Below are 20,462 nucleotides of genomic sequence, written 5' to 3'. Positions count from 1 at the left end.
ACGCCCCACCACCGCAGAACCACCCACAAGAAAGAAGGAGCACGACCCCTCATGACCGACGCTCTCCTCGTCGAGACCCGCACCGCCGACACCGCCGCATGGTGGCGTCAGGCCGCCGTCTACCAGATCTACCCGCGGAGCTTCGCCGATGCGAACGGAGACGGCCTGGGCGACATCCCCGGCATCCTCTCCCGCGTCGACTACCTCGAGAAGCTCGGCATCGATGCCGTGTGGCTCAGCCCGTTCTATCCCTCGGCTCTCGCCGACGGCGGCTACGACGTGGCCGACTACCGCGACGTCGACCCCCGCCTCGGCACGCTCGAGGACTTCGACGCCATGGTGGCAGCCCTCCACGCCCGTGGCATCAGGGTCGTCGTCGACATCGTTCCCAACCACACGTCCGACCTGCACGCGTGGTTCCAGGAGGCGCTCGCCGCAGGGCGCGGCTCCGCCGCCCGTGAGCGCTTCATCTTCCGCGAGGGGAAGGGCGAGAACGGCGAGCTTCCTCCGACCGACTGGGTGTCGGTGTTCGGCGGCTCCGCCTGGGAGCGGGTCGAGGACGGGCAGTGGTACTTCCACAACTTCGCCGTCGAGCAGCCCGACCTCAACTGGGACAACCCCGAGGTGCGCGAGGACTTCCTGACGACGCTGCGCTTCTGGTCGGACCGCGGGGTCGACGGCTTCCGCATCGACGTCGCCCACATGCTCACGAAGGATCTCAGCGAGCCGCTGCCCAGCCGTGCAGAGCTCGACGCGATCCCGCAGGACGGCAACCACCCGCTGATCGACCGTGACGACGTGCACGAGATCTACGCCGAGTGGCGCCGCGTGTTCGACGAGTACGACCCGCCGCGCACGGCCGTCGCCGAGGCGTGGGTGTCGACGCCGGAGCGCCGCGCGAAGTACGCCTCCGCCGAGGGGCTGGGGCAGGCGTTCAACTTCGACCTGCTCGTCGCCGACTTCGACGCGGAAGAGTTCCGCACGATCATCGCCGACAACCTCGCGCAGTCGGACGCGACGGGATCCTCGACGACCTGGGTGCTCTCCAACCACGACGTCACCCGTCACGCGACGCGCTACGGCCTGCCGGCGCTGAACGGACGACACGTCAAGCAGGGCACCGAATGGGTCGCCGCCGGGGGGCCGGACGAGGGCATCGATCGCGAGCAGGGCCTCCGTCGCGCGCACGCCGCGACCCTGCTGCTGCTGGGCCTGCCCGGCAGCACGTACCTGTACCAGGGCGAGGAGCTCGGCCTCCAGGAGGTCGCCGAGATCACACCGGAGGAGCGTCAGGACCCGACGTTCTTCCGCGGCGGCGAGTTCGACGGACTGGGCCGTGACGGTTGCCGCGTGCCGCTGCCGTGGACGGCATCCGGACCCTCCTTCGGATTCGGGGCCGTCGAGGCGCACCTGCCGCAGCCGGCGTGGTTCGCCGCGTTCGCCGCAGACGTCGAGGCCGCGGATCCCTCGTCGACGCTGTCGCTGTACCGCGAGGCGCTGCGCCTGCGTCGGGTGCTGCAGGCCGACGAGAGCCTGCAGTGGATCGAGACCGGCCGTGCCGACGTGCTGCGCTTCGCCCGCCCGAACGGCTGGCAGGTCGTGACGAACTTCGGCACGGAGCCGTTCGACCTCGGGAAGGATGCCGTCGACGTCGTGCTGGGCGCCGTCGACGGCGGTGCGGTGCCTGGCGAGTCCACGGTGTGGATCGCCCCGGCGGGCCTCATCGGCTGACCCCCGTCCGCTGCACGCGCTGCGGGCCCGCCGGTCGTCGAGATCGGCGGGCCCGCATTGCCCTGCGGGGCCAGGTGGCGCCGGTTCACACCACCGCGGTGTTCGGCAGCGAGCTCACGGTCGGCGTGACGTATGCGCGGCGTCGGGCGGAGATGTCGGTGGGGCGGGCGCTGCGCGGCACCGTGCGGTCGACGGCGATCACCTCGAACTCCTGGATCTGCGCGGGCTGCACGGGCGTGAGATGGATCATGCAGATCAGTTCGCCCCGGACGCCGGGGAGGGACCAGGTGACGTCGGCCGGCGTGGCGGAGGAGAGGATCTCGGGCGCATCGGACCCCTCGCGGAGTCCGCCGACCTGGGCGATGAGCTCGTCGATCGCCGCTCTGCGCTGGGCGAGTGGGCGGTCGAAGTCGATGTTGTCGGCGAAGATCTCGGCCGCGGCGCCGTCGTCCCACGAGCGGACCAGCCCGTCGGCCGCGGCCATCAGCCGGCGCGTCTCCGGCCACAGCCGGACCACCCGCGCCGGGGTGGCGTTGACGGAGAGCGTGCGGAGCAGCGCATCCTCGGACAGCCCGACCGGGTTGCCGCGGTGGCTGTTGGTGAGCACGATCACCCCGGTGCCGGAGGAGGCGTGCCACACGATGTTCAGGATGAACCCCGGGAGCCCGCCGCTGTGCGACACGATCGACCCGCGGTGCAGGTCGTGGCGCACGAAGAGGCCGAGCGCGTAGCCTCCCGCCACGAACTTCCAGGTCCCCTCGGGCCGTGCCTGCAGCGACGGGATGTCGACCTGATGGATGCGCTGCAGCTCGCGCCGCGTCGCCCTGGCGACGATCGCGTCATCGCCGCCCGGACGGGTCGCCGCCGCGAGGAACGCCACCCAGATGCCGAGGTCGTTGATCGTGGAGTGCATGCCGCCGGCGGCGGCCATCGCATCGGAGACCTGGGGAGGGAAGGCCACCCAGTTCCCGTCGGCATCCAGCGAGTAGCCGACCGCGCGACGGAACCCGCCGTCAGGTGCGCGGTTGTCGAACCAGGTGCGGGTCATGCCGAGCGGGCGCAGGATCTCCTCCGTGACCCAGTCCTCCACGCGCATGCCGACGGCCTGGGCGACCGCGAGACCTGCCATCGTGAAGCCGATGTTCGAGTACTCGAAGACCGTTCCCGGGTGGTTGCTGTAGGCGAGACCCGGTCTGATCCGATCCACGAGCTCGGCCTCGCTCAGGCCGAGGAACGGATCGACCCAGGAGTTGTCCTCGGTGAGACCGCCGCTCATGCTGAGCAACTGTCGCAGGGTCGGCGCGGCGGCGGGCTCGTCGCCGACGGTGCCGTGCCACTCGGGGAAGAAGTCCGTGATCGGCGCCTCGATGTCGAGAAGACCGCGGTCCCTGGCCAGCAGCGCCCCCAGCGCGACGAAGCTCTTCGTGATGGACGCGATCGGGAACACGGTGTCGGCATCCGGCGCCCTGTCGTCGGCGTCGACGGCGCCGAACCCCCGGCTGTGCTCGAGTCCGTCCGGGCCGACGAGCCCGTACACGAGCCCCCGGGCCTGACCCGCTGCGGTGTACTGCCCGAAGAAGGCGTCGAGCTGATCGACGAGGGGGACGGCCAAGGTTTCACTGGACATGGGGCTCCTTCGGTCTGTTCGTCCAGGCTCCCGTGCCGCGGCGCGCGACACAATGTCCCGGACGACCGAGAATCGATGTCGGCGTGTGCAACACGACGAAGATTTGATAATGGTTCTCATTAGCGTTTAGAGTGGGAGCATGCACAAGCCCCTCACCGCTCTCGCCCTCGTCTCCGTCGCCGCTCTCGCGCTCTCGGGCTGCGCAGGGTCGACCTCGGGGGCTTCGCCCACGGGGGGAGCGGATGCCGACGGCATCCGCGTCGTCGCATCGACCAACGTGTACGGATCCATCGCCGCGGAGATCGGCGGCGACCGGGTCGACGTCACCTCGATCATCGACAACGCCGCGCAGGACCCGCACTCCTACGAGGCCACGGCCCGCGACCGCCTCGCCGTGCAGAAGGCCGACCTCGTGATCGAGAACGGCGGAGGCTACGACGCGTTCGTCGACACGCTGCTCGAGGACGCCAAGGATCCGGCCGTCGTCACCGCGGTGGAGTACTCGCACGACTACCCCGGCAACGAGGGACACGACGCGGATGCCGAGGACCACGCCCACGACCACGGCGATGAGGCCGACGGCCACGCAGGGCACGACCACATCGAGGGCTTCAACGAGCACGTCTGGTTCGACCCGCACACCATGACCCACGTCGTGGAGGCCATCGCCGAGGAGCTCACCGAGCTCGACCCCGATGGCAAGAGCGACTTCGAGGCCAACGCCGCGAAGATCACCGCCGAGCTGGAGGGCTTCGAGGGCGACCTGGAGACGCTGAAGACCGAGGCCGCAGGAGCAGAGGTCTTCATGACCGAGCCGCTGCCCGGCTACCTCGTCGAGGCCGCAGGACTCACCGACGCGACCCCCGACGGGTTCGCCGAGTCGGTCGAGGAGGGCACGGACGTCGCACCGGCCACCCTGCTCAAGGCGCTCGACGTGATCAAGGGCGGCTCGGTGCGCGCCCTGCTCGTGAACGCGCAGACCGGAGGCTCCGAGACGCAGCGCGTCGAAGACGCGGCGAAGGAGGCGGGCGTGCCCGTCGTGTCCTTCTCGGAGCTGCTGCAGGACGGATCGTCGTACGCTGAGTGGATGCGTGACGCGATCAAGAACCTCGCCGCCGCCGTCACCCCGTGAGCGCCGCCGGGGAGGGCGTCGCCGCGCCCGTGCTGGAGATCAGCGGCGCCGCTCTCCACCGCGGAGACCGAGAGCTGTGGTCGGGGCTCGACCTCACGGTGAACCCCGGCGAGTTCATCGCGGTGCTCGGGCCCTCCGGCTCGGGCAAGACCACGCTGCTGCGCAGCATCCTCGGTCTGCAGCCGCTGTCGGCCGGGACGATCACCGTGGCAGGAGAGCCCGTTCGCCGGGGGAACCCGCGCATCGGGTACATCCCGCAGCAGCGGTCCATCCCCGCGGACACCAGCATGCGGGCCCGCGACCTCGTCGCCCTCGGCGTGCAGGGCAGCCGCTTCGGGCTGCCGCTGCCGCACCGCGGCGACCGGGCGAAGGTCGACCGGCTCCTGGAGGCGGTCGGCGCGGCGCACTACGCCGAGCGCCGGGTCGGACTCCTGTCGGGGGGAGAGCAGCAGCGGCTCCGCGTCGGTCAGGCGCTGGCCGACGAGCCCTCGCTGCTGCTGTGCGACGAGCCGCTCTCCGCTCTCGACCTCGCGAACCAGGTCGCGGTGACCGACATCATCGACCGCCAGCGACGCGACCGCGAGGCCGCTGTCCTGTTCGTCACGCACGACATCAACCCGATCCTCGGCAGGGTCGACCGCATCCTCTACATCGCCGGTGGACGCTTCGTGCTCGGCACCCCCGACGAGGTGCTGCAGACGAGGGTCCTCACCGATCTCTACGGCACCCCGGTGTTCGTGCTCAGGGCCGGCGACCGGCTGGTGGTCGTCGGGGTCCCTGACGTCGAGCCTCACCACGCGCACGACGAGGAGGGCGCCGCATGAACTGGGGCGACGTCTTCTCCTTCCAGGACTACGGCGAGCTCGTCGCCCTCCTCGCGAACTCGATCATCGCCGGCGCCGTTCTCGGCATCGTCGGCGGCCTGATCGGCGTGTTCGTGATGCAGCGCGACCTCGCCTTCGCCGTCCACGGAGTGAGCGAGCTCTCGTTCGCCGGCGCCGCCGCGGCCCTGCTGTTCGGCGGGAGCGTGGTGGCCGGATCCCTCGGCGGGGCGCTCGTGGCCGCGATCCTCATCGGGCTGCTCGGCGCCAAGGCGCGGGACCGCAACTCGGTCGTCGGCGTGCTCATGCCGTTCGGGCTCGGACTCGGCATCCTCTTCCTGTCGCTCTACGACGGGCGCAGCGCCAACCGGTTCAGCCTGCTCACCGGGCAGATCGTGTCGGTGTCGAGCCCCGACCTCGGCTGGCTGATCGGCATCAGTCTGGTCGTCCTCCTCGGCCTGCTGCTCATGTGGAACCCGCTGCGGTTCGACTCGCTCGACCCCGAGTCGGCGGCCGCGCGCGGCGTGCCCACGCGCGCGGTGAGCCTGATCTTCATGGTGCTGCTCGGCCTGATCGTGGCCGTGAGCGTGCACATCATCGGCGCCCTGCTCGTCATGGCGCTGCTGGTGACCCCCGCAGCCGCCGCCATGCGCGTCACCGCCGGGCCGCTGGCCGTGCCGCTGCTCGCGGCGCTGTTCGGCTTCACGGCGGCGGTCGGCGGCATCCTGCTCGCGCTCGCCGGAACCCTCCCGGTGAGCCCCTACATCACCACGCTGTCGTTCCTGATCTACGTCGTGTGCTGGCTCGTGCAGCGCGTGCGCGGGCGGGTGCGCCGGGCCTGACGTCCACAACTCCTCAAGGAAGGCGCGCGGCGGTGCGATCGCCAGCGGGAATCCGCTGCCGCTGAGTCGTGACCTCGCGTTTCTTGAGGAGTTGTGAACCGTGCAGCCCGCGACCAGGGAGTCACACCCGGGCGAGCGCCTCGATGTCTTCCAGGAACTCGGCCGCGGTCTCGGGGGAGACGGTGGTGCGGGTGCCGGCGATCGCCTCGAGGTAGTCCTGCGTGCTCGGTCCGTCGGGGGCGGATGCCGTGGCGCCCGACGCGATGGCCACCTCGAACGCGCGCTGCGAGGCGCTCCGCGCCGCGAACTCGATGTCGGCGGGGGAGAAGCCCTCCGTGCGGTCGACGAGGATGTCGATGTCGACGGCATCCGACACCTGTGCGGGGATGTAGCGGAGCCAGATCGCCGCCCGCGCCGCCCGGTCGGGCAGCCCGATGGGGATGACGTAGTCGAAGCGTCCGTGGCGGAGGAACGCGCTGTCGAGCGCGCGGATGAAGTTCGTGGCGCACACCAGGAGACGGCCCGGCTGCTCTCGGAAGGTCGGGATGATCTTCAGCAGCTCGTTCGTGACGCCCTGCAGCGGGGACGGCGGCTCGCCGGACCGCTGGGCGGCGATCTCCTCGACCTCGTCGATGAAGACGACGGCGTGCTCCAGCTCGGAGATCTTGGTGAAGGTCTCCCGCAGCGCGCCGGCGAGGCCCTTCGGATCGGCGGCCAGCCGCGAGGGGAACACCTCGACGAACGACCACTCCAGACGTGAGGCGATGGCCTTCGCGAAGGTCGTCTTGCCGGTGCCGGGAGGGCCGAACAGCACCACGGCGCGCGGTGGCACGACGCCGAAGCTCTCCGCGAGGTCGGGTTCGGCGAGGGGCAGCACGAGCCGCTGCTCCAGGATCTCCTTCTCGCGCCGCATGCCCGACACCGACTCCCACAGGTCGCGCGGCATGAGGCGGCCGCCGAGCTCGGCGAGGGAGGTGAGCTCCTGCCGCTGCACCGGGATGCGCCGCTCGAAGTACTTCAGGTGGTGCTTCGACTCGAACCCCCGCGCCGCGAAGGCGGCGAGTCGCGTCTCGACCTCGGGCATCAGCGCCGAGAGCTTCGTCAGCCCGTGCGGCGCCATGCTCTTCTCCAGTGCGCCGAGGAGCGCCGAGCCGATGCCGCGGTCGCGCCAGGCCTCGTCGATCGCGAAGAACACGACCCAGCCCTGGTCGTGAGCCGCGCGTCCGACGACGGCGGCGATCACATCGTCTCCGTGCACCGCGACGATCGCGTGGTCCTTCTGGCAGGAGGCGACGACCTCGCTGAGGTCGTACACCGGCTCGATGCCGGCGCGCTTGAGCTCCTCCCACAGGTGCAGGATGCCGCCCAGATCGTCGTTGTGGAACTCGCGCAGTCGCCAGCCGGTCATCTGGACTCCCTCGTCTCGGATGCCGCAACGATACCGAGTCGGATGCGCCCCGGCCGAACCCGCCCGTAACACTCCCCGCTCCCGCGTCTCTCGCCCCCACCGTCCCGGCATCCTCTCGCCTGCCGTCGAGTGCACGGGTTCTCGCCGAGTGCACGGTCTATGGACGTGAAGATCCGGTGCACTCGTCGACTTCACAGGGAGTCGACGGGGGGTGACGGGGGGCGACGGGAGGGCGGGTGACGGTTCCCAGGCCGGGGAGAACACCGGCGATTAGACTCTCCTTATGGCTCAGCGGAACACCTGGCAGCGCGAACGCGTGCGCGAAGCGCTCGCCGACGCCCGCGGATTCGTGAGCGCGCAGAGCCTGCACGCGAGCCTCCGCGACGACAACACCGGCATCGGCCTCGCGACGGTGTACCGCGCGCTCGCCGGGCTCGCGGCATCCGGCGACGCCGACTCGCTGCAGAGCCCCGAAGGGGAGGCGCTGTACCGCGCCTGCACCACCCAGGGGCACCACCATCACCTGATCTGCCGATCCTGCGGTCTGACCGTGGAGATCGAGGCCAAAGACGTCGAGCAGTGGGCGCATCGCACCGCAGCCCTGCACGGATTCACGGATGCCGCGCACGTCGTCGACATCTTCGGACTCTGCACCCCGTGCTCGAAGAAGGCCGCCGCGGCTCGAACCGACCTCGAGGAAGCGAGCGCGTGAGCAGCTCCGCCACCGCGGCGCCGCCCGCTCCGCACGCGCACCGCTCGGCACGCCCGCCGCGCTCTCCGTGGATCGGCGTGGGCCTGGGCGCCGCGATCGTCGCCGCGCTGTTCCTGGTCGACCGCTTCCTGCCGACGCTGTACACGGCATCCCTGCCGCATCGCGCGCAGGACGGCCTGACCCTCGCGATGAGCGTCCTCATCGAGGCGCTGCCGTTCGTGGTGCTCGGCGTGCTGCTGTCGATCGTCGTGCAGGTGTGGCTGCCCGCCGACGTCATCCACCGCTGGCTGCCGAAGAGGGCGTGGGCTCGACGGGCCGTGCTGTCGCTGCTGGGGATGCTGATCCCGGTGTGCGAGTGCGGCAACGTGCCCTTCGCCCGCGGTCTCATGATGCGCGGTCTCGCCCCCGCCGAGGCGCTCACCTTCCTGATCGCGGCGCCGATCGTGAACCCGATCGTGATCCTCACGACGCACGCGGCCTTCGGCTTCGACGACGGCATCCTCGTCGCCCGCCTCGTCGGCGGCTACCTCATCGCGAACCTGATCGGCTGGATCTACAGCCGGCATCCCTCTCCCGACGCCCTGCTCACCCAGCGCTTCGTCGACACGTGCGAGCGGGTGTCGCACGAGCCCGGCACGCCCGTGCGCCGCAGTCTCACGCAGTTCCTCGTCGAGCTGCGCGCCGTGATGCCGGCGCTCGTGATCGGATCCGCGCTCGCCGGGGCCGTGCAGGTGCTGGTGCCGCGCGACGTGCTGCTCGCGATCGGCGCGAATCCGGTGCTGTCGATCGTGGCGATGATGGCCCTGGCCATGACGGTCGCGATCTGCTCCAACGTCGACGCCTTCTTCGCGCTGTCGTTCGCCTCGACGTTCTCGGCCGGCGCCCTCGTGGCGTTCCTGCTGGTCGGTCCTCTGGTCGACGTGAAGATGCTCGCGCTCATGCGCACCACGTTCACCACCCGCACCCTGGCCGGCATCGTCGGCGTCGTGGTGCTCGCCGCCTTCGCGATCGGGATCGGGGTGAACGTCTTTGTCTGAGTCCGCGCACACTCACGCACCGTCCCGGGCCCGTTCGCTGGGTTCCCGGTGGCTGGGCATCGGCCTCGCGACCGTGCTCGCCGTCGTGACCCTCGGGCTCGGCGTCACCGGTCGACTCACGCTCTACATCAGCCCGGAGTCGGTGTGGTTCGCATGTGCCGCCGCCGTCGTGACCCTGATCGGCGCGATCTGGTCGTGCACCCTGCCGCTCGGTGAGGAGGAGGGGCACGATCACGGCCACGAGCATGCGAGCCCCGGCGCTCTGGCGGCCACAGCCACGGTGACGGGAGGCGTGATCGCCTCCGGCGTCGTCGTCGCGGCGCTCGTGCTGCCCCCCGCCTCGCTCTCGGTCGAGCTCGCCATGTCGCGCGCGGGCGAGTCCTCCGCGCTGTTCGCCGGGGCCGACGACGTCACGCTCGGCGTCGCCGACACCACGAAGTTCGGGGTCGGCGACTGGGCCAGCGTCTTCGCGACCTCCACCAACACCTCCGCCTTCGACGGCACGACCGTGACCCTCACCGGCTTCATCACCCCGCAGGGCAGCAAGGGCGTGAACCTCACCCGGCTCGTGATCACGCACTGCGTGATCGACGCGCAGCCCGCGAACGTCCCGGTCACGATCACCGCCGGCGAGTTCAAGACCGGTCAGTGGGTCAAGGTCACCGGAGCCGTCAAGGCGGATGCCGACGGCGCACTGCACGTCGAGCCCACCTCGGTCGAGGCGATCGACGAGCCGGGGGATCCGTATGAGTACTGACGACGAGCGGCCGGACACCCCTGCGGTGCCGCGCACGCGCGCCGAGATGCGTGCGGCGCGAGAGGCGGAGGCTGCCGCTGCCGCTGCCGCTGATGCGTCGGGCGCGGATGCCGTCGACCCGAACCCCACCGCGGGTTCGTCATCCGCTGATGCGCCGTCGGTCGCGCCTTCCGCGGTGCCGTCCGCTGAGGCGGACGCCCGTGGTGCCGGTGAGGCGCCGACCGCGCGCGCGTCTGCAGCGGCTCCCTCGGAGCCCAATGCCCTCGCAGGCGGTGCCGCGGATGCCGCTGAGCCCGCCCCCGAGAAGCCCGCCCCCGCTGCGTCGACCCGTGAGTCCACCCCGGATGCTCCGGCATCCCGCTCGCGCTTCGAGCCGGCAGACGAGCGCGAGGCGGCGATGCGGGCGGCGATGGTCGAGGCAGCCGCCGCAGCGGCCGCAGCGACCGAGGCCGCGAATCGACCTGCAGACGTGTCGTCTCGCTCCGCTCGCTCGACGACCGATTCTTCCGCGATCGACCCGTTCGCCCGGTCCTCGACCGAGTTCGCCTCACGGTCGGCGACCGACTCTGCCACCCGGTCGACCGACACCGACTCCGCCACCCGGTCGTTGAGCGAGGAGCGCAGCGACGAGACGACACGCCCGTGTCCGGCATCGACGTCGGATGAAGCCCCGGCCGAGGCCGCGCGCACGAGTGCGGGCGTTTCGTCTCGCTCCGCTCGCTCGACGACCGAGGAGTCCTCGTCAGCGACCGGCGCCTCCGCTCGCACAACGACCGGAGAGTCCGCCCCGACGTCCGAGAAGTCCGGCGCCTCGCGGCGCTTCGCCCTGGCACTGGCATCCGTGCTCGGCATCCTCGTGCTGGTCGGGGCCGGGCTCGGCGCCGTGAGCTTGACGCAGGGGCCGCGCATCACCGCGACGCAGGTCGACCCGATGCACGCCATCGAGTCGAGCGGCAGCCGCGTGATCCTCACGGCGAACCAGTCCCTCGCTCCGATCGACGACTCCCAGGTCACCGTGAAGCCCGCCGTGCCGTTCACGGTCGACGCCTCGGGCCGCGGCATCGGCGTCCGCTTCACGGTTCCGCTCGACGACTCCACGAAGTACACGATCACGGTCGCCGGGGTCACCGGCGCCGGCGGCGGGCCGACGACCACGCTCACGAAGAGCTTCACGACGCCGGAGTCCTCGATCTTCCTGCTCAAGCGCGACGCGAAGAAGAAAGACACGATCTTCCGCACGGATCTCACCGGGGAGAAGGCCGTTCCGGTGTTCTCTGACGACAAGATCAACGACTTCCGCGCCACCTCGAACCTCCTCGTCGTCTCCGTCGAGGAGGACGAGGTCTCGAAGCTGTACGTGATGAACCGCGACGGCTCGAACAAGCGCGAGCTGAAGCTCCCCGGCGTCGGGTACATCGGCTCCATCCAGGTGTCCGACCGCGGCGGGCTCGTCGGCTACACCTACTCCGACCAGGAGCTCAGCGACACCGAGGGACGCGCGAGCGTCCTGGTCACGCAGCCCCTCTCCGGCGGGGAACCGACGATCGTCAAGGTCGGCGACAAGGAGGCGAACATCCTCGTCTGGCAGTTCGTGCCCGACTCCGCCGCGATGCTGTTCATCGACTTCGACGGTGCGCTCTCGCTCATCGACCACTCCGCGGATTCGGGGGTGCAGTCCCTGGGTCTCGCGACCGACATCCAGGGCGTCTCCCGGGGCACGTACACGGCCGTCATCGAGCGCCTCGACGGCTCGGTCGTGGATCTGAACCTCACCGACGGAACGGAGCAGCCGCTCGCGGCATCCGACCCCGACTACGGCACGGCGAGCACGATCACGCCGTTCCCCGGCGGCACGCTGCGCCACGTGGCATCCCTCGACGAGACGGGGATGCCGAACGGGCAGGCGATCGTCCGGGTCGGCGACGACGGCAAGGCCGTGAAGATCGCCGAGGTCGGGCCGAGCGATTCGATCCTGCAGGCGTGCGCCTCGCCGAGCGGCCAGTACGCCGCCGTCGCGATCGCCCCGAACCTCGCGGACAACCCCTACGATCAGATGCTGCTGCCGCTTCCGCAGACGGTCCAGACGCACCTGTTCGACCTCCGCACGGGCAAGGAGCTGGTCGCTCTGACCGGCTTCGACGCCTCGTGGTGCGCGACCGCCCCGCACTACTGATGCGCCGCGCGACCCGGGACGATCTGAGCGGTCTGCCGCTCGAGGTCGCCCCGCGTCTGCTCGGCGCCGAGCTGCGCACGGTCGTCGGCGAGGAGGAGGTGCGCCTGCGTCTCACCGAGGTCGAGGCGTACCACGGGCACGGCACGGGCGAGATCCCCGACCCCGGCTCGCACGCCCGCATGGGCCGCACGGCCCGCAACGCGACGATGTGGGGAGAGCCGGGTCATCTGTACGTGTACCTGAGCCACGGCATCCACTCCTGCGTGAATGTGGTCGCAGGGCCGGAGGGGCAGGCGGGCGGGATCCTGCTGCGCGCCGGCGAGGTCACGGGAGGCGCGGATGCCGCGGCCCTCCGTCGCGGTGCGAACCTTCCGCTGACGCCGCTCGCACTGCGGGATCTGGCGAAGGGGCCTGGGCGGTTCGGGCAGGCGTCGGGTCTGCGGCATCCGCTGCACGACGGCATCGATGCGGTCTCCGGCGATGGATGGCACGGGGCGAGGGCGCAGCTGTGGCTGGCAGAGACGCCGGTGGCCGACGTCGCGTCGGGGCCGCGGGTCGGCGTCGCCGGAGCGGCGGGAACGGATGCCTTCCCCTGGCGGTTCTGGATCGCCGGCGACCCGACGGTCTCGGCGTTCCGGTGGGGGAGAGGCGCGAGGGACGCTCAGGCGGAGGTGCGCCAGACCACGGGCGCGTCGAGCAGGATGCCCTCCCGCGGACGCTGATCGTCTCCCAGCTGGGAGAGGACGGATGCCGCGGCTGCCGCCCCCAGCCCCTCGGCCGGCTGGTCCACCGTCGACAGCGGCGGCGTCGTGCGGGTCGCCCACGTGCTGTTGTCGAAGCCGACGACCCCGACGTCCTCCGGCACGCGTCGCCCCGCTTCGCGGAGGGCCCACATGGCGCCGGCGGCCACCGCGTCTGAGGCCGCGAACACCCCGTCGACGTCGGGAGCGCGCTCGAGCAGGCGCGTCATGGCGGATGCCCCGTCGGCGTAGGAGTACAGCGGCACCTCTTCGACGAGGTTCTGGTCGAAGGCGTCGCCGAGCGCATCGGTGAAGCCGGCGAGGCGGTCGGTGCCCGAGTCCCTGTCGAGAGCGGCGGCGATCATGCCGACGCGCTTCCTGCCGGTCGCCACGAGCCGGGAGGTGATCGTGCGTGCGGCTCCGCGGTTGTCGATGCCGACCCAGGCGGCGTCGACGTCGGGCGGATGGCCGACGTAGGCCACGGGCAGATCGAGGCGCATCACGGCCTTCGTGATCGGGTCCTGCGTGCGCGCCGAGACGATGACGGCGCCGTCGACGAAGCCGCCGTTGAGGTAGCGCGCGACGCGTTCGGTGTCGCGCACGGAGTCGACCACGAGGCACACCATCTGGTAGTCGGCCTCGGAGAGCGTCTCGTTCGCCCCGAGCATGATCGCCCCGATGTTCGGGTCCTCGAGGAAGAGCGCGTGGGGCTCGTGCACGATGAACGCGACGGCCTGCGTGCGCTGCCGCACGAGGTTGCGCGCGGCGGTGTTCGGCACGTACCCGACCTCGCTGATCGCGTCTTCGATGGCGCTGCGCGCGGCGTCGGACACGTAGCCGCCGTTGAGCACGCGACTGACCGTTCCGCGCGAGACGCCGGCGACGCGCGCCACGTCGTGCACGGTGCTGCGACGGCGTCCGGACGAGGTCATGTGCACAGCCTATCGATCAGGACTTGACGTGATCCGCCGACACCTGCGACTATGTGTGCACGTTCACAGAAATCTGACCCTCTTTCTCGTCGGTTGAATCTGTGCACGTGCACACATCTCTCGCAAAGGAGCGTCACCGAATGGCCGCCGCCGTGTCCACCCGCATCTCCTCGCTCACCGAGGGGCGCGGACTCGTCTTCGGGTGCGACTACAACCCGGAGCAGTGGGACCGCAGCGTCTGGCCCGAGGACGTGCGTCTGATGCAGGAGGCGGGGATCGGCCTCGTCGCGATCAACATCTTCGGCTGGTCGTCGATCAACCCCGCGAAGGGGGTGTGGGACTTCGCCGCGCTCGATGAGATCATCGGACTCCTGCACGAGGGCGGCATCCGCATCAACCTCGGCACCGGCACGGCATCCCCGGCACCCTGGCTCACCGCCCGGCATCCCGAGATCCTGCCGGTCGGCGAGGACGGCACCGTCTTCCACCCCGGTGGACGTCAGGCGTACTGCCCCAGCTCCCCGGTGTTCCGCGCGTACGCCGCCGAACTCGTGACCCGCGTCGCGGATCGCTACGGAGATCACCCCGCCGTCGCGCTCTGGCACGTCTCGAACGAGCTCGGATGCCACAACGCCCTCTGCTACTGCGATGCCAGCGCCGAGGCGTTCCGCGGGTGGCTCCGTGCACGCTACGCCGACATCGACGCGCTCAACCGGGCATGGGGCACGACGTTCTGGAGCCAGCGCTACGGCGCCTTCGACGAGGTGCGGCCTCCCGCACAGGCGCTGTCGCTGCGCAACCCCGGCCAGGTCCTCGACTTCCAGCGGTTCAGCTCCGACGAGCAGCTCGCGCTCTACCGCGCCGAAGCCGAGATCCTGCGTGCGCGGAGCGACCGGCCGGTCACGACGAACTTCATGGTCACCGCCCACATCCGCAACCTCGACTACTGGACGTGGGCGTCCGACATGGACCTGATCGCCAACGACCACTACCTCGACCGTCGTCTCGACGACGCCCGCGGCGAGCTGTCCTTCGCCGCCGATCTCACACGCGGACTCGCGGGCGGTGCGCCCTGGCTCCTCATGGAGACCTCGACCGGCGCCGTGAACTGGCAGCCCTACAACCTCGCGAAGGCCCCGGGAGAGCTGCGACGCAACGTCGTCGCCCACATCGCCCGAGGAGCCGACGGCATCTGCTTCTTCCAGTGGCGGGCGTCGACGCAGGGCGCCGAGAAGTACCACTCGGCGCTCCTCCCGCACGCGGGTGAAGACTCCGCGCAGTGGCGGGAGTCCGTCGAGCTCGGCGGCATCCTCGACCGGCTCGGGGAACTCGCCGGCACCGAGGTCGTCGCTGACGCCGCCCTGCTGTTCTCCTGGGAGAGCTGGTGGGCGGCGGAGGGCGAGGGGCGCCCCAGCGAGGGGCTCGAGTACCTGCAGCAGGTGCACGCCGCGCACGCCGCGCTGGCCGATGCGGGGATCACCGCAGACGTCGTGCGCCCCGGCGGCGCTCTCGACCGCTACCGCCTCCTCGTCGTCCCGGCGCTGCACCTGATCAGCGATGCGGATGCCGCGGCCATCGCCCGCGCCGTCGAGAACGGCGCCACGGCCGTGATCACGTTCTTCAGCGGCATCGTCGATGAAGAGGACAGGGTGCGCACGGGCGGTTACCCCGGGGCGTTCCGCGACCTCCTCGGCATCCGCTCCGAGGAGTTCGCGCCGCTGCTCCCCGGACAGACCGTCGCCCTCAGCGACGGCACGACGGCATCGACGTGGAGCGAGCGCCTCACGACGACGGATGCCGAGATCGTCGCGTCCTACGTCGACGGTCCGGCTGCCGGCGGTCCCGCGATCACGCGCCGTCGGCACGGCGGCGGCGAGGCATGGTACCTCGCGAGCCAGCCGAGCCGCGACGACTATCGACGACTGATCGCCGACATCGCGACATCGGCCGACGTCGCGCCGCAGCCGGGAGCCGGCCGCGACGTCGAGATCGTCCGCCGCGCGGGGGAGTCCGGCAGCTACCTGTTCATCATCAACCACGGCGTCAGCGACATCGAGATCACGGCCACCGGCCGCGATCTCGTCACCGGCGCTCCCACCACCGGAACCGTCCCCGCCGGGGCGGTCCGCATCATCAAGGAGGACGCATGACGACGACGCTCGCGTCACCGCTCGGCGCGCAGATGCGCCGACGCCGGATTCCGCACAAGCGCGCGATCGCGATGCTACTGGTGCCCTTCGGCATCCTGTTCACGCTGTTCTACATCGTGCCGATCGTGTACGCGTTCTGGCAGTCGCTGCTGGTCGTGAAGCGCGACGGCACCTTCGGCAAGGCCGAGCAGGTGTTCGGCGGTCTCGCCCAGTACGCGCTGGTCTTCCAGGACGAGGCGTTCTGGGCGTCCATGGGGCGCATGCTGATGTTCGGCGTCGTGCAGGTGCCGGTCATGCTGGGCCTGGCGCTGCTCTTCGCGCTCCTGCTCGACTCCCCGCTGGTCAAGGGGCGGCGGTTCTTCCGCCTCGCCTTCTTCGTGCCGTACGCGGTCCCCGGCGTGATCGCCGCGATCGTGTGGGGGTCGCTGTTCTCACCGAACCTCTCGCCCTTCACGGCCCTGACGAAGAACATCGACTTCCTCGGCGCCGACCTCGTGCTGTGGTCGATCGCCAACATCGTCACCTGGGTGTTCGTCGGCTACAACATGCTGATCATCTACTCGGCGCTGCTCGCGATCCCGCAGGAGCTGTACGAAGCGGCCAGGCTCGACGGCGCCGGCCAGTGGCGCGTCGCCTGGTCGATCAAGATCCCGCTCGTGCGGCCGGCGATCGTGATGACCGCGATCTTCTCGATCATCGGCACGCTGCAGCTGCTCGCCGAGCCCCAGGTGTTCCGCTCGTTCAGCTCGGCGGTGACCAGCACGTTCACCCCGAACATGACCGTGTACGCCACGGCATCCATCCCGAACACCAACCTCGCCGCGGCCTTCTCGGTCGTGCTCGCGGTGACGACCTTCGTGCTCTCCTTCGGGTTCATGAAGTACATGCAGCGCAAGGAGGACAACGCATGAGCACCGCATCGATCGTCGCTCCGGGCGGAGTGAAGGCCTCATCCGGGAAGTCGCCGATCAGGGAGTCGGGGATCTCGCGCGCCGGGGCCATGCTGATCATGGTCGTCTTCACGCTCTACTTCCTGATGCCGCTGTGGTGGTTGCTGGTCGCGTCGAGCAAGGACACCGGCGACATCCTCACCACGGCGCCGCTGTGGTTCGCGGACTTCCGGCTGTTCGACAACATCGGGGCCGTGTTCGCGTACAACGACGGCATCTACCTGAAGTGGCTGTGGAACTCGATCCTGTACGCGGCTCTGGGTGGCGCCATCGCGACGCTGCTCGCGGCCATGGCGGGGTACGCGCTCGCCAAGTACCGGTTCCCCGGCCGTGACACGCTGTTCAACATCGTGCTCGGCGGAGTGCTCGTGCCCGCCACCGCGCTCGCGCTGCCGCTGTTCCTGCTGTTCAGCCAGGTGCAGCTGACGAACACGTTCTGGGCGGTCTTCCTGCCCTCGATCGTGAGCCCGTTCGGGGTGTACCTCGCCAGGATCTTCGCGGCGCAGTCGGTGCCGGACGAGCTGCTCGAGGCCAGCCGGCTGGACGGCGCGGGCGAGATCCGCACGTTCTTCACCGTCAGCATCCGACTGATGACCCCCGCGCTGGTGACGATGTTCCTGTTCCAGTTCGTCGGCATCTGGAACAACTTCTTCCTGCCGATGATCATGCTGCGCAGCGAAGAGCTCTTCCCCGTCACCTACGGCCTCTACAACTGGAACACCCAGCTGAGCCAGATCCCCGAGCTGCGCAGCCTCGTGCTCGTCGGAGCGCTGCTCTCGGTCATCCCGCTCATCGTCGCATTCCTCCTGCTCCAGCGCTTCTGGCGCAACGGCCTCGGGGCCGGCGCGCTCAAGTGAGCAGGATGCCGGGCGGACCCGCCGCCCGGCATCGCACCACCACCCTCGCATTCACGAAAGGACAAGAAATGCAGCATTCGAAGAAGAAGGCGGCCGCCGTCGTCACGATCGCGGCGTTCGCGCTCACCGGCTGCTCCGCAGGCGGCGGAGACGGAACCTCGAGCGGCGACGGCGCCGCGTCGTGCACGCCCGCAGGCGGAGACGTGACCCTGGAGTTCACGACCTGGGTCCCCGGGATGGAAGACGTCGTCGCCATCTGGAACAAGGAGAACCCTGACATCCAGGTGAAGGTGCAGACCGGCCCCAACGGCAACGGCGGCACGTACCAGAACTTCTTCAACCAGATCAAGGCGGGAGACGCACCAGACCTCGGCCAGATCGAGTACGACGCCCTGCCGAACTTCCTGGTGCAGGACGGCGTCGAGGACCTCAGCGCGTGCAAGGACGTCGTGGCGGCGGAGGGCGACTTCGTCGACTGGGCGTGGGGACAGGTGACGCTCGGCACCGACGGCATCTACGGCGTGCCGCAGGACACCGGACCTATGGCGCTGTTCTACCGCGCCGACCTGTTCGAGCAGAACGGCATCGCGATCCCGACCACCTGGGACGAGTATCGTGCGGCAGCCGAGAAGATCCGCGCGCTGGGCGGGTACATCACCAACTTCTCGCAGTCCGACATCAACCAGTTCGCGGGCTTCGCCTGGCAGGCGGGCGCCCAGTGGTTCTCGAGCGACGACGCGGGCTGGGACGTCACGCTGACCGATGACGCCACCACCACGGTCGCCGACTTCTGGCAGGGCATGATCGACGACGACCTGGTCGCCACGGTTCCGGCCTGGACCGACGAGTGGAACAACGCGTACAACTCGGGTCAGGTGTGGACGTGGAACTCCGCCGTGTGGGGCGCCAACTCCATCTCCAGCGGAGCCCCCGACACCGCGGGCGACTGGGCCGTCGCCCCGCTCCCGCAGTGGAAGGCCGGCGACAGCGCCGCCGGCAACTGGGGCGGATCGTCCACCGCCGTCCTCAAGGGCACTGAGCACCTCTACGAGGCGACGAAGTTCGCACTGTGGCTGAACACCTCGGACGAGGCGATCACCGCGCTCGCCGAGGCGGCCAACCTGTACCCCGCCACCACGGCGGGCCTGAAGCTGCCCGTCTACGCCGACGGCGTGGAGTTCTACGGCGGCCAGAAGATCTACGACGTCTTCGCGGATGCCGCCGTGCAGGTCTCGCCCGACTTCGCGTGGGGTCCGACCATGACGCAGACCTACGCCGACGTCTCCGACGGGTTCAAGGCCGCCGTGTCCGGTGACGGCACGCTGGGCGATGCGCTGAAGAAGGGGCAGGAGAAGACCATCGACGCCCTGAAGGCGGCGTCGATCCCCGTCACGGAGTAGCACTGTCCTGAGGCCCGCCCGCGCGCGGGCGGGCCTCTCGCGTGCCCGTCGCGTGAACTTTCGCGTGCCTCCCGCGTGAGGGGTCGCAGAGTGCGGGGTCGAGCCCTCGGCATCCGGCAGTTGCTGGCCTCTCGCGTGGAGCGTGGGGCGTGGGGCGTGGGGCGTGGGGCGTGGGGCGTGAGGCGTGGAGCGTGGAGCGTGGAGCGTGGAGCGTGCTAAACTGTCTCTTTGTCTGCGCACACTCCTGTGCGCAGTTCGTGTGCTTCCCCCTTCTGCGGCCGAGGAATCGGCGGGTGGAGGGTTGCGCGCAGACAAGGGATCTTGGGTGAGGCCGTCCGGTCTCACGGTATAGAAGGAGTCACATCATGGCAGCAGTGTGCCAGGTGACTGGAGCTGTTCCCGGCTTCGGTCACAACGTCTCGCACTCGCACCGCCGGACGAAGCGCCGCTTCGACCCGAACGTGCAGAAGAAGACCTATTTCGTTCCGTCGCTCGGTCGTAAGATCACGCTCAACGTGTCCGCCAAGGGCATCAAGGTGATCGACGTCCGCGGCATCGAGAACGTGGTCAAGGACCTCCAGGCGAAGGGTGTGAAGCTCTAATGGCCAAGAAGGCTCAGGACGTCCGTCCGATCATCAAGCTGCGTTCGACCGCTGGCACGGGTTACACCTATGTCACCAAGAAGAACCGCCGCAACACTCCCGACCGCCTCGTGCTCAAGAAGTACGACCCGGTCATCCGTCAGCACGTCGAATTCCGAGAGGAGCGTTGATCAATGGCTAAGAAGAGCAAGATCGCTCGCAACGAGCAGCGCAAGGTCATCGTCGAGCGTTACGCAGAGCGTCGCGCAGAGCTGAAGAAGACCCTGGTCGACCCGAACGCCACCGACGAGGCCCGCGAGGCCGCACGCGTCGGCCTGCAGAAGCTGCCGCGCAACGCGTCGCCGGCTCGCGTGCGTTCGCGCGACGTCATCGACGGCCGCCCCCGCGGTGTCCTCACGAAGTTCGGCATCTCGCGTGTCCGCTTCCGTGACATGGCACACCGTGGCGAGCTGCCCGGCGTGACCAAGTCCAGCTGGTAAGTCTCAGCAGACCGTCGAAAGGGGCGGGGATCTTCGGATCCCCGCCCCTTTCGCGTACCCCCGGCGCCTGCGCCTGCATCCTGCATCCAGCCCCCGCGCCGAGCATCCCTGC

19 protein-coding genes are annotated in these 20,462 nt (G+C 69.9%); 16 read left to right on the top strand and 3 right to left on the bottom strand.

What is annotated here, in order from left to right; translation table 11 throughout:
* Positions 1-51 precede the first annotated feature (51 nt).
* Positions 52-1,731 carry a glycoside hydrolase family 13 protein gene (locus tag ACFY5A_RS04435; RefSeq protein ID WP_387232020.1) on the top strand — a complete coding sequence of 560 codons (1,680 nt, stop codon included), beginning with the start codon at positions 52-54 and terminating at the stop codon, positions 1,729-1,731.
* An 85-nt stretch (positions 1,732-1,816) separates the two neighbouring features.
* Here ACFY5A_RS04435 and ACFY5A_RS04430 read toward each other — a convergent pair whose 3' ends face one another.
* Positions 1,817-3,358 carry a serine hydrolase domain-containing protein gene (locus ACFY5A_RS04430; RefSeq protein WP_387232018.1) on the bottom strand — a complete coding sequence of 514 codons (1,542 nt, stop codon included), beginning with the start codon at positions 3,356-3,358 and terminating at the stop codon, positions 1,817-1,819.
* A gap of 139 nt (positions 3,359-3,497) precedes the next feature.
* Between ACFY5A_RS04430 and ACFY5A_RS04425 the strand changes: the two genes are divergently transcribed.
* Genes ACFY5A_RS04425 through ACFY5A_RS04415 form a run of 3 tightly spaced genes read left to right on the top strand, consistent with a single transcriptional unit; the run spans position 3,498 to position 6,153 of the window.
* Entirely contained in the window at positions 3,498-4,490 is a 993-nt protein-coding gene (locus tag ACFY5A_RS04425) for a metal ABC transporter solute-binding protein, Zn/Mn family (protein WP_341940938.1), read from the top strand.
* On the top strand, positions 4,487-5,314 hold the full coding sequence (locus ACFY5A_RS04420) for a metal ABC transporter ATP-binding protein (RefSeq protein ID WP_387232016.1): 828 nt from the start codon (positions 4,487-4,489) through the stop codon (positions 5,312-5,314). Before ACFY5A_RS04425 ends, ACFY5A_RS04420 begins: the two co-directional genes overlap by 4 nt.
* Positions 5,311-6,153 carry a metal ABC transporter permease gene (locus ACFY5A_RS04415; protein ID WP_105677282.1) on the top strand — a complete coding sequence of 281 codons (843 nt, stop codon included), beginning with the start codon at positions 5,311-5,313 and terminating at the stop codon, positions 6,151-6,153. Before ACFY5A_RS04420 ends, ACFY5A_RS04415 begins: the two co-directional genes overlap by 4 nt.
* A gap of 121 nt (positions 6,154-6,274) precedes the next feature.
* Here the strand turns inward: ACFY5A_RS04415 and ACFY5A_RS04410 are convergent, their stop codons facing one another.
* A complete protein-coding gene (locus ACFY5A_RS04410; protein WP_341940940.1) occupies positions 6,275-7,561 on the bottom strand; it encodes a bifunctional GNAT family N-acetyltransferase/ATP-binding protein in 1,287 nt (428 codons plus the stop codon).
* A gap of 283 nt (positions 7,562-7,844) precedes the next feature.
* On the opposite strand from ACFY5A_RS04410, the gene ACFY5A_RS04405 reads away from it, so the two are divergent.
* From ACFY5A_RS04405 to ACFY5A_RS04385, 5 genes are read left to right on the top strand one after another with little or no spacing between them, the layout of a single operon-like run.
* The gene (locus ACFY5A_RS04405; protein ID WP_105677287.1) at positions 7,845-8,273 is read left to right on the top strand and encodes a Fur family transcriptional regulator; all 429 of its coding nucleotides are present in this window, start codon (positions 7,845-7,847) and stop codon (positions 8,271-8,273) included.
* Positions 8,270-9,310 (top strand): permease, encoded by a 1,041-nt coding sequence (locus tag ACFY5A_RS04400; RefSeq protein ID WP_341940941.1) that lies wholly within the window; start codon positions 8,270-8,272, stop codon positions 9,308-9,310. The genes ACFY5A_RS04405 and ACFY5A_RS04400 overlap by 4 nt, the downstream gene beginning before the upstream one ends.
* Positions 9,303-10,067: a TIGR03943 family putative permease subunit gene (locus tag ACFY5A_RS04395; RefSeq protein ID WP_223585588.1), complete on the top strand. Its 765-nt coding sequence runs from the start codon at positions 9,303-9,305 to the stop codon at positions 10,065-10,067. Before ACFY5A_RS04400 ends, ACFY5A_RS04395 begins: the two co-directional genes overlap by 8 nt.
* Positions 10,057-12,240: a hypothetical protein gene (locus tag ACFY5A_RS04390; protein ID WP_387232013.1), complete on the top strand. Its 2,184-nt coding sequence runs from the start codon at positions 10,057-10,059 to the stop codon at positions 12,238-12,240. Before ACFY5A_RS04395 ends, ACFY5A_RS04390 begins: the two co-directional genes overlap by 11 nt.
* Positions 12,240-12,962 (top strand): DNA-3-methyladenine glycosylase, encoded by a 723-nt coding sequence (locus ACFY5A_RS04385; protein ID WP_105677437.1) that lies wholly within the window; start codon positions 12,240-12,242, stop codon positions 12,960-12,962. The genes ACFY5A_RS04390 and ACFY5A_RS04385 overlap by 1 nt, the downstream gene beginning before the upstream one ends.
* Here ACFY5A_RS04385 and ACFY5A_RS04380 read toward each other — a convergent pair.
* Positions 12,902-13,912 (bottom strand): LacI family DNA-binding transcriptional regulator, encoded by a 1,011-nt coding sequence (locus ACFY5A_RS04380; RefSeq protein ID WP_341940945.1) that lies wholly within the window; start codon positions 13,910-13,912, stop codon positions 12,902-12,904. The genes ACFY5A_RS04385 and ACFY5A_RS04380 overlap by 61 nt on opposite strands.
* A 140-nt stretch (positions 13,913-14,052) precedes the next feature.
* Here ACFY5A_RS04380 and ACFY5A_RS04375 point away from each other — a divergent pair, with 140 nt between their 5' ends.
* From ACFY5A_RS04375 to rpsN, 7 genes are all read left to right on the top strand, one after another.
* The gene (locus tag ACFY5A_RS04375) at positions 14,053-16,062 is read left to right on the top strand and encodes a beta-galactosidase (protein WP_387232010.1); all 2,010 of its coding nucleotides are present in this window, start codon (positions 14,053-14,055) and stop codon (positions 16,060-16,062) included.
* Positions 16,059-16,973: a carbohydrate ABC transporter permease gene (locus tag ACFY5A_RS04370; RefSeq protein WP_387232008.1), complete on the top strand. Its 915-nt coding sequence runs from the start codon at positions 16,059-16,061 to the stop codon at positions 16,971-16,973. Before ACFY5A_RS04375 ends, ACFY5A_RS04370 begins: the two co-directional genes overlap by 4 nt.
* Positions 16,970-17,869, top strand: coding sequence for a carbohydrate ABC transporter permease (locus ACFY5A_RS04365; RefSeq protein WP_105677433.1), 900 nt, complete (start codon positions 16,970-16,972; stop codon positions 17,867-17,869). Before ACFY5A_RS04370 ends, ACFY5A_RS04365 begins: the two co-directional genes overlap by 4 nt.
* A 68-nt stretch (positions 17,870-17,937) precedes the next feature.
* Positions 17,938-19,269, top strand: a complete 1,332-nt coding sequence (locus ACFY5A_RS04360) for an ABC transporter substrate-binding protein (protein ID WP_387232006.1) — start codon at positions 17,938-17,940, stop codon at positions 19,267-19,269.
* Positions 19,270-19,634: 365 nt separating this feature from the next.
* Complete coding sequence (gene rpmB, locus ACFY5A_RS04355) at positions 19,635-19,871, top strand: 50S ribosomal protein L28 (RefSeq protein WP_017203559.1); 237 nt, start codon at positions 19,635-19,637, stop codon at positions 19,869-19,871.
* Positions 19,871-20,041, top strand: a complete 171-nt coding sequence (gene rpmG / locus ACFY5A_RS04350) for a 50S ribosomal protein L33 (RefSeq protein WP_017203558.1) — start codon at positions 19,871-19,873, stop codon at positions 20,039-20,041. The genes rpmB and rpmG overlap by 1 nt, the downstream gene beginning before the upstream one ends.
* Positions 20,042-20,044: 3 nt before the next feature.
* Positions 20,045-20,350 (top strand): 30S ribosomal protein S14, encoded by a 306-nt coding sequence (rpsN, locus tag ACFY5A_RS04345; RefSeq protein WP_017829734.1) that lies wholly within the window; start codon positions 20,045-20,047, stop codon positions 20,348-20,350.
* The last annotated feature ends 112 nt before the right edge of the window (positions 20,351-20,462 follow it).

The sequence above is a fragment of the Microbacterium sp. NPDC012755 genome (assembly GCF_042901325.1).
Lineage (GTDB): Bacteria > Actinomycetota > Actinomycetes > Actinomycetales > Microbacteriaceae > Microbacterium > Microbacterium natoriense.
Note: the sequence above shows the minus strand (reverse complement) of the source record. Positions and strands in the feature narration are given on the sequence as shown.